This is a genomic window from Micromonospora sp. CNZ296 (genome assembly GCF_007827635.1).
Genome location: NZ_VISW01000001.1, coordinates 721,819 through 737,577, shown reverse-complemented (window position 1 = coordinate 737,577; position 15,759 = coordinate 721,819). Strand labels below are relative to the sequence as shown.

The window sequence follows — 15,759 nt, the reverse complement described above, 5'->3', positions numbered from 1 at the left end:
CCGGCCGCGTCGCGGCCGGGCCCCAACAGGTCATCTGGGCACGGGCACCTGTTCCGGGTGGACGGCGAGTTGCGACCAGACCGACTCGACTGAGTCACCGGACCCGGCGACGTACCGGTCGGGCCGGACCAGGACCACCGGCGGCAGCGGCCCCGAGCCGTCAACGAGCGACCCGTCGCCAAGAAACACCACCGGGAGACCGCCCCACGTCGGGGCGGAAGGATGGGGAAATGCCTCGCCGTGCTTCTGCCGCACGACCCACGTGTAGTGGCCGGGGTCCAGCTCTTGATACAGCCGTCCGCCGGTGCGCAGTTCAGGGTTGGGCATGCGACGACCGGCGCGCGCCGAGGCGATGGCCGGATTGGCCAGCGGGCTAACCGGATAGGCGATTTCGAGCATTCCGACCGCCCGTCCGAGCCGCGCCTGCACGGCGGGATGGGAGAGGATCCGGGGGGCGACGGGACCGAGCAGCGCTCGGAGGAGGCCGCTGCGGGCGGTCAGTGCCCCGGTCGCCCGCGCGGTACCCCGAACCATGGCCCGGGCGACCGGACGCCGTTCTGCCTCATAGCTGTCGAGGAGTTCCTCCGTCCGGAGGACTTCCCGGCGCCGCGCGACTCCGAGTTTCCAAAGAAGGTTGTGGGCGTCCTGGACGCCGGTGTTCAGGCCCTGGCCTCCAACCGGACTGTGCACGTGCGCGGCATCGCCGGCGAGGAGCACCCGTCCCCGCCGATAGTGGTCGGCGATGCCGTGACGCAGGTTGAACTGCGACTGCCAGACGACGTCGTGGCTGCCGAACTCGATCCCCGATCGCCGTCTGATCAGCGCGTCGAGGAAGGCGGCGTCAATGGTGATCGGCGTATCCGACGGCGGTGTCGGTACGTGCGCGATGATGCGCCACCGGCGCGGCTCGGGCATCGGAACGATGAGCAGCAGGCCCTCCGGACCAAGAAAAACATGACCTTCGTCTTCGATCACGTCTGCGGTGGTCTTGACGTCGGCCAGGACGAATGTGGCTTTTGCATCTGCCCGGTCGAGGTGGAGGCCGACCTGCTCGCGCACCCGGCTGCGGCCGCCGTCACAGCCAACCACCCACCGCGAGCGCACCACGTCCTCGCCGTCGTCGGCCCGCTTCAGTCGCGCTTCGACGTGATCCCCTTCCTCATGGAGTTCATCGAGCGAGACCTGCCACTCCACCTCCCCGCCCAGCCGGTTGAGGTGCTCTTCGAGAATCCGCTCTGTGGCGTACTGCGGGATGGACAGCCAGTACGGATAGGCGGTGTCACCCCAGGGCAGCTCCATCAGATCGACGCGCACCGTGCGAGGACGACGACCGGCATGGATGTTCAACGCGGCGAATGGTTGCCCTTCGGCCACGGTGGCCTCGGCAACCCCCATGGTCTCGAACACCTCGAGCGTGCGGGCATGGACGACGAGCGCCTTGGAGAAGGTCGAGCGGTACGCCTTACGGTCGACGATCCGGACGCTCAGCCCGTGCCGAATGGCCTCGCAGGCCGCTGTCAGACCGGTGGGGCCGGCGCCGACCACCAGCACGTCGACGTCAACGGCACCTACCCTCTCCTCCGCCCCGGACGGCTCGCCATCGGGGTTGACAGCCACGGGCGTCCGGTGTTCCGGTGCGAACGACAACGCGACCCTCCCAGGTGTCAACAACAGGTGCCACGGCGTGGTGGACCCAGCCCGACGTCCGTCGTCAAGGGTCGTACCCTGGCCAAACGCAGACGTAGCGAGAAATCAGCGTCCGGGTTTGGCAGCTGAGATCTTGTTGGCGCAAGCGCATTTCCCAGGGCCAGGGAGGCAAAACGCAGGGCTCGGAGACTTTCCCTGGGACTCAGGCGCACGGACTGAAATGGGACCTCACCACCGCCCCACCGATCGACCGCCATGGGCCGGGCTGGGACGGAACCGCAGCGGTCCGGGGCGTGCTGCGATACCGCTGGGAGAACGCCGACGACAAGGTCCGACCCCGGCGCCGCGCCTACCCGCCGAGTGCGGGCTCCGGCGACGAGCGGCGACGCCGACATGGTCACCACCCACTCCGGCGGCAGGTCGGACCGGATCAGCCCCGCCTCCTCCTCACGCCGCGGCACCGGGCCGCTTAGGCTCCGCGTCGCTGCAGGACTTCCGGCGGGGGGGTTGGGGGGCACGTGTCCCTAATGCGCAGGTCCTGCTCCCGCCAGGGACAACCCCCGCCGCCGATGCCGCTCATCCCTGCGGCTACGGGTTCGGGGACGGCAGCTCACCGGTCAGGTACCGCTGCACGGTCGCTCCGACGGTGCGGATCACGATGTCGGCCGCTGCCGCAGCCAGCGGCTCCAGCTCGACCAGGTAGCGAGTGAACGCAAGGCCGGCCAACTGCGAGGCGACGAACGCCGCCCGTAGGGGCGCCTCGCCCGGATCGAGATCGCATTTGCTCATCACCGCGTCGACCACGTCGGGAAAGATGACCTCCCGGACCAGCCGTGCGATGTGGTCGGCCGTCGCCGCCGTACGCAACAACGCGCTGGCGTTGGCGCCCGCGTCGCCCTCCCACAGTCGGAGGAATTCGGCAACGATCCGCTCCCCCAGCGTGTCGACGCCACCAGCAAGCAATTGTGCGAGGATCCGGTCCGGATCGACCGCGCTGCGCAGGACGGTGAGGAAAAGCTGGTCCTTGGTGCCGAAGTAGTGGTGCACCAGCGCAGGGTCCACGGCGGCGATCGAAGCAATCTGCCGCATCGTGACCCCACCGAAGCCCCGCGCCGCGAAGGCATCCCGCGCGGCGGCGAGAATTTTCTCGCGCGCGCCCGACCCAGCCGGGCGCCTGCCGGTTCGTGCCATCGGTCCTCCCACCGTTCACCGGCCTCGCGTGCCCACAGGCCGGTCTCGTGCTGTCAGAACGTGCCCCCGGGCCCGTGTGATTGCACAGCAGCGCGCGCGACGCCCCCTTGACCACCCCCAGAAGCTAGACAGTCATGTCGCAGTTCGTCTAGAGTCGGGCCGGCGGCCCCACCGGTCCGCCGCTCGCGGCAACGTCTTCGTCGCCGACGACGGGTACCGCTTCGCCGCAATAACGTCGCGGCGACATGGCTGCTCCCTGCTCGTTGGCCGGAAGGGTTGGAGCCTCATGTTCGACACCATTGCCGACCTGCCGATACACCCGTTGGTCGTGCACGCCACGGTGATCGTCGTGCCGGCCGCCGCGCTGGTCGTCGGACTTGCCGGGGTGTGGCCCACGTTCCGCGCCCGAACCGCTCCGCTCGCACTCGCGTTGAGCGCGCTGGCGTTGGTCCTGGTACCGGTGACCGTACAGTCGGGCGACGCCCTGCGCGGGCGTCTCCCCGCGAACGAACTGATCGACCGCCACCGCGATTTCGGCACTGGCCTGCTGCCCTGGGTGATTGCGCTTGTGTTCGCAGCCGCGGCGACCGGCTGGCTGCACCGCTGGGAGACGGCTCGGGCCGGCCCGGCCGGGCCGGACGGCGGGTCGCACAGTTCGGGCGTTCCCGCACCCGCACCGCGGCTGGCAGCCGTCGTGGTGGCCATCTTGGCCGTGATCACCGCCGCAGGCGTTCTCGCATCGGTTGTCCGCATCGGCCACAGTGGCGCGGAGGCCGCGTGGTCTGACGTGGCGACGACGACCGCGGGAAGCACCACCCCGAGCTGAGGAGGCAAAGATGACTTTGGGTGCTAAGGAGCAGCGACGGTGACCGCCGCAGAGGAGACAACCACCAGAGCGAGCACTCCAGGTATCCCATGGCGTCGGCTGTCATGGCACTTCCTGGAAATGGTGGTGGCCATGTTCATCGGGATGGCGGTGCTGGGCATGGCCGCACGACTCGCCCTCGCCCTGCTCGGCCAGGCTGACCTGCTGGATCGGGTTGAGGTGCGGGTCGTTGTCATGATGCTCAGCATGGGTACTGGCATGACGCTCTGGATGTACTACCGCCGCCACCAGTGGGCCGGCATCGTGGAGATGAACGCCGCGATGCTCCTACCGTTCGCGGTACTACTCGTGCCGTTCTGGGGCGGCGCGCTCCCTGAATCGGCGGTGATGATCGCGGGTCACATCCTGATGCTGCCCGCCATGGCCCTGGTACTGCTGCACCGCCGGGCCGAGTACGCGAACACCCACCGGAGTCACTCGAGGCGACGCTAGCAGGTCAGGACAGGGCCAGGAACAGTTTCTCAGTTCCTCTTTAGAGCTCCTAACGAAATGATGTTGGGCGTGTCCTCGGGACGTGAGGATCGTTCTGTCTGAACGTGAGGAGGGGTGAGCAGCCGCCGTGGATCGTCTCGGACGAACTCTGGGCCGAGGTCGCACCGCTGCTGCCGCCCCGTCCGCCCCGACGGCGACGGTTCCCGGGCCGCAAGCCTCTCGATGATCGCAAGGTGTTGTGCGGGATCTTGTTCGTGCTCTACACCGCGATCCCGTGGGAGTACCTGCCCCAAGAGCTTGGGTTCGGGTCGGGCATGACCTGCTGGCGCAGGTTGCGGGACTGGAATGACGCCGGCGTGTGGCAACGCCTGCATGAGGTGCTGCTCGGCAGACTCCGGGCCGCCGGGCAGTTGGACATGTCCCGGGCGGTGATCGACGGCTCCCACGTCCGGGCGCTCAAGGGTGGCCCAAAACCGGTCCGAGCCCGGTCGACCGCCGCAAGCCAGGCTCGAAACACCACGTCATCACCGACGCGGGCGGCATCCCCCTCGCCACGGCACTGACCGGCGGCAACCGCCACGACGTCACCCAGCTCATGCCCCTGGTCGACAAGGTCCCCCGCATCAAGGGCGTCCGCGGCCGGCCCCGGCAGCGACCCGACCGCATCTACGCCGATCGCGGCTACGACTACGACTGCTACCGACGCGACCTCAGGGCCAAAGGCATCACCCCGGTCATCGCCCGACGCGGCACCGGCCACGGCTCCGGGCTCGGCACCCGACGGTGGGTCGTCGAGCAGACCATCGCCCTACTGCACTGGTTCCGCCGCCTGCGCATCCGCTGGGAGATCCGCGACGACATCCACGAAGCGTTCCTCACCCTCGCCTGCGCCATCATCTGCTGGCGCCGACTCCAACACTCAAAGAGTTAGGAGCTCTTAGTCATCTCCGGCTACTCGACACGGCCACGCGCGACCGGGCGGTGCCGCATCTCGACGCGATGATCTTGTAGCCGGTCCGCGCGGCGGCCGCGAGGGCTTCCCCTTCAGGCGCCGCCCGCCGAGCGCTTGGCGGCGGGCAGATCGGCGCGCTACTGTCGGAGCGTCATACCCCCTGGGGTATCCACTCAAAGGAGTAGAGCTATGCGCGAGGTCGACATGGCAACCTTTTCCGCCGCCCACGCCGACGGGGCGACGGTGATCGACGTACGGGAACCCGTCGAGTACGTCGGCGGCCACGTCCCCGGCGCCCGGTGCATCCCCCTGGGCCACCTGCCCACCAGCATCAGGGACCTGCCCCGCCGCGGCACGGTGTATGTCATCTGCGCTAGCGGCAACCGCAGCCAGGTGGGCGCCGAGTTGCTCGAACGGGCCGGGATCGACGCCCGGTCGGTCGCCGGGGGCACGGCGGCGTGGGCCCGCGCGGGTCGCTCCCTGACCCAGGGCAGCCGGGCCTGAACCACTAGGCCAAGACATCAACCAAGAGGCCAGGAGGCCGAGTGCAACAGGGTGGCTTCTTCCGGACGCTGCTCGACGAGCAGATCCCCGTGGCCACAGCCGAGCGGCACTGATCGCCTCGGACGGGTTGCTGATCGACGTACGCGGCCCTGCCGGAATTGGAGGCCGGCCACGCGCCCCGGGCGCGGCACATAGACCGGGCGGCCGGTCGCCCGCAGCTCCGCGACCAGCGCACTGTCGCCGGCGTAAGCCAGCATCGCGACCAGCAGAGCTGCGGAAGACGCGGCGCGTCATGGGGGTGGCACTTCTCCAGCGAGCACCTTCGCGGCCAGCTCGACCCGCTCAGGGTGGAAATCGCCGCGCACGGGATGGCCAGGAACGTTAATGCAGCTCCGGCCGGGCGCGGCATCGCACACCGGGCACGGGGCGAACTGCCCGCCCTGCGGCTCTACCGCGACGCCTTGGGACGCGGCTGCCCTGGCCATCTTGAGGAGCGCCCCGAACAGCTCCTCGTCCCGGTACCGCGTCGCGGCGGCGGCCACCTCCCGCATTCCTTCCATGAACTGTACGGCAGCCTGCTCCCCGGTCATCTTGATGAGCGGCATACGGTCCGTCTCCCCGACCTCGTGTGTGCCAAACCTCGGCTACCGAACCGGGACCGCAAACCGGCAAGCAACACAACTACAAGCGAGAGCACCGCCAAAGCGAATGGCGCGGCGACGAACCAGCGGCGGCCCGTCGTCGCCCGGCCGAGCTGGTACCTCCCCTGGTCCCATGGAAGGCAACATATGTTTCTCGCGGGTGTCCCCCAATGAGTTCGGCAGCCGCAAAATCTGGCCGAGGAACCGGTGCGATTCCCAGAAGGCAAACCAGCGACCCGGGGTTCAGCTACATCACCGTCGTGCAGGTCGGGAACACCGTAACGGGGTCCGGCGTAGCATCGGCCGCCGACTGGGTGCGCAATCTCGCCGAAGGCGTGGGGGCCCGGCTCGGGTAACCGTCGACCATGGCGCCGAATCCTGCGTCAGGGCTGGGATCTCGCCGTCGCCCACGCGGTCCTCCCATCGGGTGTCTGCCCCCGGGCCTTTCGCCGTCCGGCTGCTCCGGTCGGCGGAGACCGGTTAACGTCAGATCGGCACCCTGCCGGTTAACCAACATCACTCGCCTGCGCGATGGGCGTGCCGCTCGGGCCACTCCCGGGCCGGCACGCCGGTGATCGAGCGAGGAGGCGCCATGGGCCCGTGGGGTGTCGGAATAGGTTGGACGTGGCTGTGGTGGCTGCTGCTGCTCGTCGGGGTGGCGGCCATGGTCGCCGGCCTTGCCTTGGCCGCGCGGTCGCCTTCCGGGGAAGCGACTGGCCGGGGCGCGACGGCACGGGAGATCCTCGACGTGCGGTTCGCCCGCGGTGAGATCGGCGAGGAGGAGTACCGGCAGCGACGGCGGGAGCCCGATGAGCACTGAACGTCGCGACGGACGCCGCCGCGGAATGACACGCCGGAAGGCGCTGCTGCTGGCTGGCGCGGGCGCTGTCAGCGCCGGAGTCGGGGCGGCGGGGCTGCTGCGCGGCTGGGGTTCCCCGACGTCGACCGTGAGTGGCTCCCCCGGCGCCGTTCCGACCGGCGACCGGTTCGTCGAGCCGACAGTGATCGCCAGCGAGGGCGGTCGGCTGCACGTCACGCTGAGCGCCGCCGCCGGTCGGGTGACGATCGCCGGTCGCTCAGTGCAGGCCATGTCGTACAACGGCTCGGTGCCCGGTCCGACCCTTCGCCTCAGGCCGGGCGACCGGGTGACGCTGGACTTGGTGAACCGCCTGGGCGCCTCGACGAACCTACACACGCACGGGCTGCACGTGTCGGCTGAGCGGAATGGCGACAATCCGTTCCTGCACATCAGGGACGGCGAAACGTTCCGCTACGAGTACGAGATCCCGCGCGACCACCCGGCCGGAACGTTCTGGTACCACCCGCACCTTCACGGGACGGTCGCTGACCAACTCTTCGCGGGCCTGATGGGGGCGATTGTCGTACAACGGGATGACTCGGTGCCGCTGCCGGCGCAGCGCGAGCGGGTCCTGGTCATCACCGACACCACCCTCAACGGCGACCGCATCGCGCAGGCCAACCAACGCGGCCGGATGCTCGGCCGGGAGGGCGAGCTAGTGCTCGTCAACGGCCGACTGAAGCCGACCATGACCGTCTCCCCCGGCGGCTACGAACACTGGCACATCATCAACGCCTGCACGTCGCGCTTCATGCGACTCCGGCTAGAGGGGGCTGAGCTGCTGCAGGTCGCCGGAGACACCGGTCGCCTTGCCACGCCGACCCAGGTCGACAACATCCTGCTCGCCACCGGCAACCGGGCGGAGCTGCTGGTACGGATACCAGGCCCTGGCCGGCACCAGCTGGTCGCCGAGCCGGTGGACCGGGGCGGCATGGGCATGGGCCTGGGGCGCGGCAACGCGGGCGGCGACACGCCCGCCACGCTGCTGCAGGTGGAGGCGGCGGGCGAGGCGGCGGCCACACCCCAGCTACCCGGCCGACTGGTCGAACCCGAGGACCTCCGGGCAGTCGCCGTGAACGGCCGGCGCACGCTGACCTTCGCCATGGAAATGGGCCGAGGCATGGGCGGCGGCATGAGTTTCACCATCGACGGCAAGGAGTTCGACCCCGACCGGGTCGACGCCGCCGTCCGCCTCGACACCGTCGAGGAGTGGACGGTCCGCAACACCAGCCCGATGAACCACCCGTTCCACCTGCACGTCTGGCCGGTGCAGCTGGTGGCCCGCGACGGCAGTCCGGTGGAGGGTAACCCCCAGTGGTACGACGTGGTCATCCTGCCGGCCCGGTCGAGCGTGACGGTGCGGGTGCGCTTCACCGACTTTCCGGGACGGACCGTCTACCACTGCCACATCCTCGACCACGAGGACCTCGGGATGATGGGAGTGGTCGAGGCGCTACGTTGACGAGGATCGTCTAGCCGTGGGCGATCAGCAACAATTCACGCTAGCGGTCGGCGAGGTGCTCGGGGGCGTCCGGCCAGACCGTCGACGCGTGTCACGGCAGCCCGGGTACTGGCCAGTACCAGCACGGCCGATTCATTGCCGATGGCGATGGCGAGCGACCAACGCAGAGTACCGACGGTCACCACCTTGGGCGAAATGGATTCTTTGCTTAATCTGCCTCGGTATGCCGAGCGGCCGGTCAGCGACTCATTGAGCCCATGTCGGATCCCGTAGGAGATCTACATGTAGGTTCGCCGCCCGGGTCATGGGCCACCGGTCTTCCCGACGATTTCCGTCCAGGCAGCGGCCGCTCCCCCGCGACCGACCCAGACGACCAGAATGGAGGCGCCGATCGCGGCGGCCAGTGACAGTGCCTCGCCGCCCGTACCAGGCAAGGCACTGTCAGTCGAGCCGAGGCGCAGCAGCCGCCGACCATCTTGTCCGCCGCACCCATTCACCGCACCGAAGATGGAGGCGCCGATTCTTTCCGTGGGCCGGAGCCGGTTTCCTCGTCCTTCCAGGCGCTACCTCGCTGCCACGGTTCCACCAGGAATGGCTACTTCTTCCATTCGAACCGGGTGAGCTAAATGCGCAGTGGCCTTTTGATGAACTTGATAGCCTTGAGGGCGGCCTTTGTTGAACTACGCTCCCGTAGGGGGCGTGCTCGCGTGGACAATGGGCACCGTGCATTTTACCTCCTTCCGTTCTCGCGCAGGTAGGCTTCGCCCGCTTCGACGGCTAGAGGGTGGTTTATGCCTGGACCAGGCCGGGAAGGCACCGAGATGGACCGGGTGGAAGAACGCATGACCGAGCAGCAGGCGGCCGACCAGGTGTGGGACGCGCTGATGAAACTTTCCGAGATCGCAGCCAGGTCCCGGCACCAGCAGCGGGAGCTGTACCCCCTCATTCGCCAGATCGTTGACGCGGTGGTGGCCCGAGGGGTGCGTGCACCGGGTACCGGCCTGTTCGTCCCGTGTCCGGTGTGTAATGCGATGGTGGGGCAGAGATGCATCACCATTCCCGGACACATCCTGCACGACAGCATCCACCCGGAGCGCGTCGAGCTGTGCAAGGAAACGATTGGCCGCTAGAGGTTAAGCGCCATCGGGTCGCGGAACGCCTGTCCAGGTTCCACTTGTCCTGGTACCAGCAGCGACATACGGAACGTCGGGCTGCTGGCGCATGTACGCCAGGTTGTCGCGCATGGCCTGCGCCGCCTCGCTGCCGTCGGTGTCGTAGGTTAGCGGTCGACCCCCACTCACCGAGGATCAGCAGCCTCTTGACCTCGGTCCGGCGTGCGTACTGCAGCGGCACCGCTTTGCGCTCGGTCGGGTGCGTTAGGTGCTGTCGCCCGTGTCATAGAGTTCGAATCCGATGGTCTCCACCCCGGCGTAGCTGGCCACAATTCCGACGTCGTCCCAGAAGGCCGCGCAATGGCACTTGGCGTAGTAGTCGGTAAAGATCGGCGTCAGCCGGACCTCGCTGCGGCGTGGGTGGCCGGCGAGCGGGTTGATCAGCGCCTGCCACTCGACCGGTAGGTGGCGGGGTCCGGGCGGCCCAGGTGCCCTGCTCAGGCTCGTGGTCCAGCCCAGATAGAACGGCGTGGTCCAGGCCGCCGGCCGCGAGCTGGAGCAGAGGTGGCCACATCGACCGGCCAGTCCTAGAAGCTGTACAGCAGGGTTGCGGTACGGGGACTTCGTTGAAGACGGCCCCGGTCCACCTCTTGAGCCCGGAGCCCGGCGTCGGGTACAGGCGAATCCCGTGGGATCGCCGTACTTCGCCTTCATGTTCTGGATGTCCGTCGCGCCTCAACGGTGCGGCATCGACGGTTACCGGCCGGGGGCGGTTCCGGCCCGGCGGACCCGCGGCCCTTTGAGCCGTCAACTACCGGCTGGGGTGTCGGCAGGACGGGATGCTCCTGGAGTCTACCCGTTCCGCAGAGGTTGGCGAGGTCGTGGCCGACCACGAGGACTGTCCCGCCTGGGCGCACCGCGTCTCGGCCGTGCGCCAGTACGACTGGGCCAACCACACCGCGGTGCCTCCCTCGCCGGCGGCCACGTCGAACGCCCTGGCCGGACGCAGGCCGGCCCACCTTCTCCACCACGAAGCGGTTCGGTTGGACGGTCCACACCAGCGAGGCGCTCGCGTACCGCTCGCCCCAGTTCCTGCTGTCCATGGCCGCGCTTCTGTCGACGCACGACCGAAGAACGTTCACGGCGTGGCCCTCATCCTCACCAGTTCCGTGGCTGCTAAGCGGCCGGTTCCGGGCCGAGTCCGTCACCCGCCTGCCGTGCGAGCAGCGGCCGGACTGCCCGACGGTAGACGGGCGAGGGGCGTCCGGACCTGCCGGACGCCCCTCGTGGTCGCGCTCAGTGGCGGGGCGAGGATCCGACCGCCGCCGTAGCGATCCGTTCACGCTGCGGCTCGGGCTTCCTCCGGCCACGCAGCACGGTCACCACCACGGCGATCGCGGCGGCAACGCCGACGCCGATCCAGAGCAGCGGGTTGGTGCGCAGCTGGTCGGGCAGCTGCTGGGCGAGGACGAAGACGCCCATCACCACGACGAACCAGCCGAAGGCCTTGCGCAGGGCGGCCTCCGGGATCTTCCCGGCGAGCCGGCCGCCGACGAAGCTGCCGATGATGGCGGCGACGGTGACCGCGGCGGCCAGGCCCCAGTTGATGTGCACGCTGGAGAGGTAGCCGGCCAGGCCGGCGAAGGACTTCATCGCGATGACCACCAGCGAGGTGCCGACCGCGACCGGCATCGGCAGGCCGCCGAGCAGAGCCAGGGCGGGCACCACCAGGAAGCCGCCGCCGGCGCCGACCAGGCCGGTGACGAGCCCGACGACGATGCCGTCGAGGATCACATGGAGCACGGGCAGTTCGTGCGGCACGGGCTTGCCCTCGGCGGAGCGACGGCCGCGGATCATGGCGACGGCGGTGGCCAGCATCATCAGCGCGAACCCAGTGAGCAGGAAGCCAGCCGGGATGAACTCGGCCAGCCGACCGCCGGCGTAGGCGCCGGTCATGCCGGCGAAGCCGAAGATCAGTCCGGTACGCCAGCGGACCCGTCCCGCCCGGGCGTGCGGGAGGACGCCGACGGCGCTGGTGGCGCCGACGACGAGCAGGGAGGTGGCGATGGCCTCCTTGGCCGGCAGGTCGGCCACGTAGACCAGCAGCGGTACGGCGAGGATCGAGCCGCCGCCGCCGAGCAGGCCGAGGCTGACGCCGATGAGGACGGCCAGTCCGATGGTCAGGGCCAGGGTCGCGGTCATGCCCGCCCCCCGGTGCTCTCGCGGAGCTGGCCGACGATGGTGTCCAGGTCGCAGCTGGCACCCCGGTTGTACGGCAGCTTGCCGAGCATCATGCCCATCGCGCAGGTGTTGGTCACGGCAGCGAAGGTCAGGCCGGCGCCGATGAACCCGGCGACCCACTTCAGACCCGGCACGAACACCGAACCGAGGATGCTGAGCAGGACGATGGAGCCCGCGACCAGGCGGACCTGGCGCTCCAGGTCCCAGCGCTGCTTGCCCTGCCGGATCGGCGCGTTGGCCGCCTGCCAGGCGAGCATGCCGCCATTGAGCACCTTGAGGTTCGGCAGTCCGACCCCGGCCAGGGACTGCTCCGCCTGGGCGGCGCGGGCACCGGAGCGGCAGATCAGCACCACGTCCTCGTCCAGGTGGTTGCGCAACTCCTCGCGGTGCTCCTTGAGCAGGTCCAGCGGCACGTTGTAGGCGCCCGGGATGTGGGAGGTCTCGAACTCAGCCGGGGTACGCACGTCGAGCAGACGGGGCGCCCGGCCGGCGTCGATCAGTTCGCGCAGGGTGGCGCCATCGAGCGTGGTGGTCTCGGAAGCAGTCATGTCTCCTCGTTCACAGGATGTCGGGGGCCGGCCGGCGCCCGGTGGCGCCGGCCGGTGGGGCGCTGATCGGTCAGGCGCCGCTGACCATCTCCAGACCGGCATCACCGGCCTGGTCGACCTTGTCGTCGATGACGACGACCTCGCGGCCGGCGTTGGCCAGCAGCGACGCCGCGGCGGTGGCGCGGTAGCCGGAGCCGCAGTGCACCCAGACGGCGCCGGCCGGTACGTCGGCCAGCCGCTTGGGCAGGTCCGGCAGCGGGATGTGCACCGCGCCCTTGATGTGGCTGGTGCGCCACTCGTTGGTCATCCGCACGTCGAGGACCACATCCGGGGCGGGCAGCCCGGCGGGCGTGTTGCCCGCGCGCCCGGCGGCCAGCGCCGGGAAGTCCGAGAGCCGCATCTTCCGCAGCTCCTCCGGCTTGGTCACCCACTTCTCCGGCTGACCGGTGGCCTGCGCGGTGGGCCGGTCAATGCCGATGCGAACCAGCTCGCGCTGGGCGTCGGCGACCTGCTCTGGCGTCTCGGCCAGCAGGGTGATCGGGACACCCCAGTCGATCAGCCAACCCAGCCAGGTCGACATCGGTCCGTCCAGCCCGAGGCTGACCGTGCCGGCGACGTGCGATGAGGCGTACGCCTTGCGGTGCCGCAGGTCGACGACCCACTGCCCGTCGGCGATCCGCTCGCGCAGTTCGGTGGCATCGGCCCGGGTGACCGGCGTCAGGTCGACCGGCGCGGGGCCGGCGAAGTTGGCCACGCCCATGTGGGCGTAGTACGCGGGGTATGCGTCAAGGCCGGCGAGGGTCTCGGTCACGAACTCGTCTGCGGCCAGCTTGAGGGCAGGGTTGGCCGTCTTCTCCCGGCCGATCGTCGATTCGGGTGCGTCGGACTGGCTGGCCGAGCAGAAGCTGCCGAACCCGTGGGTCGGCCACACCTCGGCGCCGTCGGGCAGCAGGTCGGCCAGCCGCTTGGCGGAGGCATGCTGGTGGTGGGCGAGTTCGTGCGCGTGCTCCTTGCCGAGCAGGTCTGTACGCCCGGTGGTGCCGAAGAGCAGCGAGCCGCCGGTGAAGACGCCTACCGGCCACCAACCGCCCTCGGTCGACTCGTCGAGGACGTACGACAGGTGGTGGAAGGTGTGACCCGGCGTCGCGATCACTCGCAGCCGCAGAGAGTCCGAGACCGGAACCTGGTCACCGTCGGATACCGGCATTCGGTCGAACCCGACCTCGTCGGCCGCGGCCACCAGGTAGTGCGCACCGGTCACCCGGGCAAGCTCGAGCCCGCCGGACACGTAGTCGTTGTGGATGTGCGTCTCGACCACATGCGTGATCCGTACGCCCTTCTCACCGGCGAGGTACAGGACCCGGTCGATGTCACGCTGCGGGTCGACCACGATCGCCACCGTGCCGTCCGAAGCCAGGTAGCTCCGGTCGCCGAGGGACGATGTCGCGATAACGGACACCTCAAGTGTCACTGGCCGTACTCCCTTCAAAGACTACATACCCGGGGGGGTATATAGGGGGCAGGGTCCTGCCCGGCTCATGTGAAGCGGTTACCGCCCGCGCCGCCGGTGGCGGCACGGGACAGGTGGCCCGATCAGGCGAGGGCCAGGAAGAGCTTCTCCAGCTCCTCCTCGGACATCTCCGGCACCTCGCCGCGCTCGCGCGCGGCCTCGCAGTACCGCACGCCCGAGGCGATGATCTTGTACCCGGCCCGGTCGATTGCCTTGGACACCGCCGCGAGTTGCGTCAGCGCCTCGCGGCAGTCCTGATCGTTTTCCATCATCTCGATGACCGCGTTCAGCTGTCCCCGCGCCCGCTTGAGCCGGGTCAACGCCTCACTGGTCATTTCAGGTCGGAGATTCATCGCGCCACCTCTCGCGTTCCACTATACCCCCGGGGGTAACGGTTGGCGAAGGGGATACCCCCCCGGGTATGGTTAACCTCGAAGGTCGCCGGAGGATTCCCGCCCCTCCGCGGTGCCCCCGGCGGTCGCCCTTCTCCTACCTGAGAGGTCCCATGACTACCGTCCGGCACCATCATGTGGTCATCGTCGGCGGCGGCACCGCCGGCATCAGCGTGGCCGCGCGGCTACATCGCCAGGGCGTCACCGACATCGCCCTGGTCGAGCCCTCCGAGCACCACTACTACCAGCCCCTATGGACCCTGGTGGGAAGCGGCCTCACCAAGGCGGGCGAAACCGTACGGCCGCAAGGAAAGCTCATCCCCAAGGGCGTGACCTGGATCCGGGACCGGGCAACCAGCGCCGACCCGGACAACCGCACCGTCACGCTCGGCAGCGGCGACACGCTGGCCTACGACCAGCTCGTCATGGCTCCCGGGCTGCAGCTCGACTTCGACGCCGTACCCGGCCTGGCCGAATCGGTCGGGCGCAACGGGGTGTCGAGCAACTACCGGTACGACCTCGCACCACGCACCTGGGAGTTCATCCAGAAGGTGCGAGGCGGCACGGCGATCTTCACCATGCCGGCCGGACCAATCAAGTGCGGCGGCGCGCCACAGAAGATCGCCTACCTGGCGGCCGACTGGTGGCGCCGGCAGGGCCTGCTGGACGGCATCCGGATCATCCTGGTGCTGCCCACGGCGACCATCTTCAGCCAGCCGGACTGGGCGAAAGTGCTCGTCCCGGTCGCCGCGGACTACGGCATCGAAGTGCGCTATGAGTCTCAGCTCGTCGAGGTCGACGGGGACAGCCGGCGGGCGGTCATCCACGACAACGCCTCCGGCACCAAGGAGACCATCGACTACAACCTGCTGCACGCCGTACCGCCGCAGAGCGCGCCGGACTGGCTCAAGGACAGCGCTCTCGCCGATCCCGCCAGCCCGTTCGGCTACCTGGCGGTCGACCAGTACACCCTCCAGAGCACCCGCTGGCCCGAGGTCTTCGCCCTCGGGGACGTGGCGAACCTGCCGACGTCCAAGACCGGAGCCGCCATCCGCAAGCAGGCGCCGGTCGTGGTGGCCAACATGCTCGCCGCGCCCGGGCGCAAGCCGCTGCCGGCCCGCTACGACGGCTACACCTCCTGCCCGCTGGTCACCGCCCACAACCGGATGCTGCTCGCCGAGTTCGACTACCAGCTCAAGCCGAAGCCCAGCTTCCCAGTCATCGACACCATGAAGCCGCGCTACGACATGTGGTTGCTCAAGCGCTACGGGCTTCCGGCCCTGTACTGGCACGGCATGCTACGGGGGCTGGTCTGACTGGCCCGAACGGTTTGCCGAATCACCCACGCCGATCGTTCGCGACCGGCACCATCTCACCTGAAG

15 protein-coding genes are annotated in these 15,759 nt (G+C 69.2%); 8 read left to right on the top strand and 7 right to left on the bottom strand.

Annotated elements, in window-relative coordinates:
- Positions 1 to 30: 30 nt before the first annotated feature.
- Complete coding sequence (locus tag FB455_RS03455; RefSeq protein ID WP_162881568.1) at positions 31 to 1,647, bottom strand: FAD-dependent monooxygenase; 1,617 nt, start codon at positions 1,645 to 1,647, stop codon at positions 31 to 33.
- A gap of 588 nt (positions 1,648 to 2,235) precedes the next feature.
- A complete protein-coding gene (locus FB455_RS03450) occupies positions 2,236 to 2,838 on the bottom strand; it encodes a TetR/AcrR family transcriptional regulator (protein WP_091331284.1) in 603 nt (200 codons plus the stop codon).
- Between the two features lie 286 nt (positions 2,839 to 3,124).
- Between FB455_RS03450 and FB455_RS03445 the strand changes: the two genes are divergently transcribed.
- The 4 genes from FB455_RS03445 (at position 3,125) to FB455_RS03430 (ending at position 5,612) form a co-directional block, all read left to right on the top strand.
- A complete protein-coding gene (locus tag FB455_RS03445) occupies positions 3,125 to 3,664 on the top strand; it encodes a DUF2231 domain-containing protein (protein WP_091331283.1) in 540 nt (179 codons plus the stop codon).
- A gap of 39 nt (positions 3,665 to 3,703) precedes the next feature.
- Positions 3,704 to 4,156, top strand: coding sequence for a hypothetical protein (locus FB455_RS03440; protein WP_141722616.1), 453 nt, complete (start codon positions 3,704 to 3,706; stop codon positions 4,154 to 4,156).
- 131 nt (positions 4,157 to 4,287) lie between these two features.
- Positions 4,288 to 5,087 (top strand): IS5 family transposase gene (locus tag FB455_RS03435; RefSeq protein WP_167545755.1). Its coding sequence is split into 2 segments (ribosomal slippage): positions 4,288 to 4,624 and positions 4,624 to 5,087, totalling 801 coding nucleotides; the frame shifts between segments, so codons are not numbered across the junction.
- 210 nt (positions 5,088 to 5,297) lie between these two features.
- A complete protein-coding gene (locus tag FB455_RS03430) occupies positions 5,298 to 5,612 on the top strand; it encodes a rhodanese-like domain-containing protein (RefSeq protein ID WP_091331281.1) in 315 nt (104 codons plus the stop codon).
- Between the two features lie 290 nt (positions 5,613 to 5,902).
- On the opposite strand, the gene FB455_RS03425 is transcribed toward FB455_RS03430, so the two are convergent.
- Positions 5,903 to 6,217 carry a zinc finger domain-containing protein gene (locus FB455_RS03425; RefSeq protein WP_145752121.1) on the bottom strand — a complete coding sequence of 105 codons (315 nt, stop codon included), beginning with the start codon at positions 6,215 to 6,217 and terminating at the stop codon, positions 5,903 to 5,905.
- A 628-nt stretch (positions 6,218 to 6,845) separates the two neighbouring features.
- Between FB455_RS03425 and FB455_RS03420 the strand changes: the two genes are divergently transcribed.
- The 3 genes from FB455_RS03420 to FB455_RS03410 all read left to right on the top strand — a co-directional run bounded on the left by FB455_RS03420 (position 6,846) and on the right by FB455_RS03410 (position 9,704).
- On the top strand, positions 6,846 to 7,073 hold the full coding sequence (locus FB455_RS03420; RefSeq protein WP_145752118.1) for an SHOCT domain-containing protein: 228 nt from the start codon (positions 6,846 to 6,848) through the stop codon (positions 7,071 to 7,073).
- On the top strand, positions 7,063 to 8,574 hold the full coding sequence (locus tag FB455_RS03415) for a multicopper oxidase family protein (RefSeq protein ID WP_221488047.1): 1,512 nt from the start codon (positions 7,063 to 7,065) through the stop codon (positions 8,572 to 8,574). The genes FB455_RS03420 and FB455_RS03415 overlap by 11 nt, the downstream gene beginning before the upstream one ends.
- An 842-nt stretch (positions 8,575 to 9,416) precedes the next feature.
- Positions 9,417 to 9,704, top strand: a complete 288-nt coding sequence (locus FB455_RS03410; RefSeq protein ID WP_145752114.1) for a zinc finger domain-containing protein — start codon at positions 9,417 to 9,419, stop codon at positions 9,702 to 9,704.
- A gap of 1,278 nt (positions 9,705 to 10,982) precedes the next feature.
- Here FB455_RS03410 and FB455_RS03405 read toward each other — a convergent pair.
- The 4 genes from FB455_RS03405 to FB455_RS03390 form a co-directional block, all read right to left on the bottom strand.
- Positions 10,983 to 11,888 carry a sulfite exporter TauE/SafE family protein gene (locus tag FB455_RS03405; protein ID WP_145752112.1) on the bottom strand — a complete coding sequence of 302 codons (906 nt, stop codon included), beginning with the start codon at positions 11,886 to 11,888 and terminating at the stop codon, positions 10,983 to 10,985.
- The gene (locus tag FB455_RS03400) at positions 11,885 to 12,475 is read right to left on the bottom strand and encodes a rhodanese-like domain-containing protein (protein ID WP_145752110.1); all 591 of its coding nucleotides are present in this window, start codon (positions 12,473 to 12,475) and stop codon (positions 11,885 to 11,887) included. The genes FB455_RS03405 and FB455_RS03400 overlap by 4 nt, the downstream gene beginning before the upstream one ends.
- A 70-nt stretch (positions 12,476 to 12,545) precedes the next feature.
- Positions 12,546 to 13,946: an MBL fold metallo-hydrolase gene (locus tag FB455_RS03395; protein ID WP_145752107.1), complete on the bottom strand. Its 1,401-nt coding sequence runs from the start codon at positions 13,944 to 13,946 to the stop codon at positions 12,546 to 12,548.
- 122 nt (positions 13,947 to 14,068) lie between these two features.
- Positions 14,069 to 14,338: a metal-sensitive transcriptional regulator gene (locus FB455_RS03390; protein ID WP_145752105.1), complete on the bottom strand. Its 270-nt coding sequence runs from the start codon at positions 14,336 to 14,338 to the stop codon at positions 14,069 to 14,071.
- A gap of 152 nt (positions 14,339 to 14,490) precedes the next feature.
- On the opposite strand from FB455_RS03390, the gene FB455_RS03385 reads away from it, so the two are divergent.
- Entirely contained in the window at positions 14,491 to 15,693 is a 1,203-nt protein-coding gene (locus tag FB455_RS03385) for an NAD(P)/FAD-dependent oxidoreductase (RefSeq protein ID WP_145752102.1), read from the top strand.
- Positions 15,694 to 15,759 lie beyond the last annotated feature (66 nt).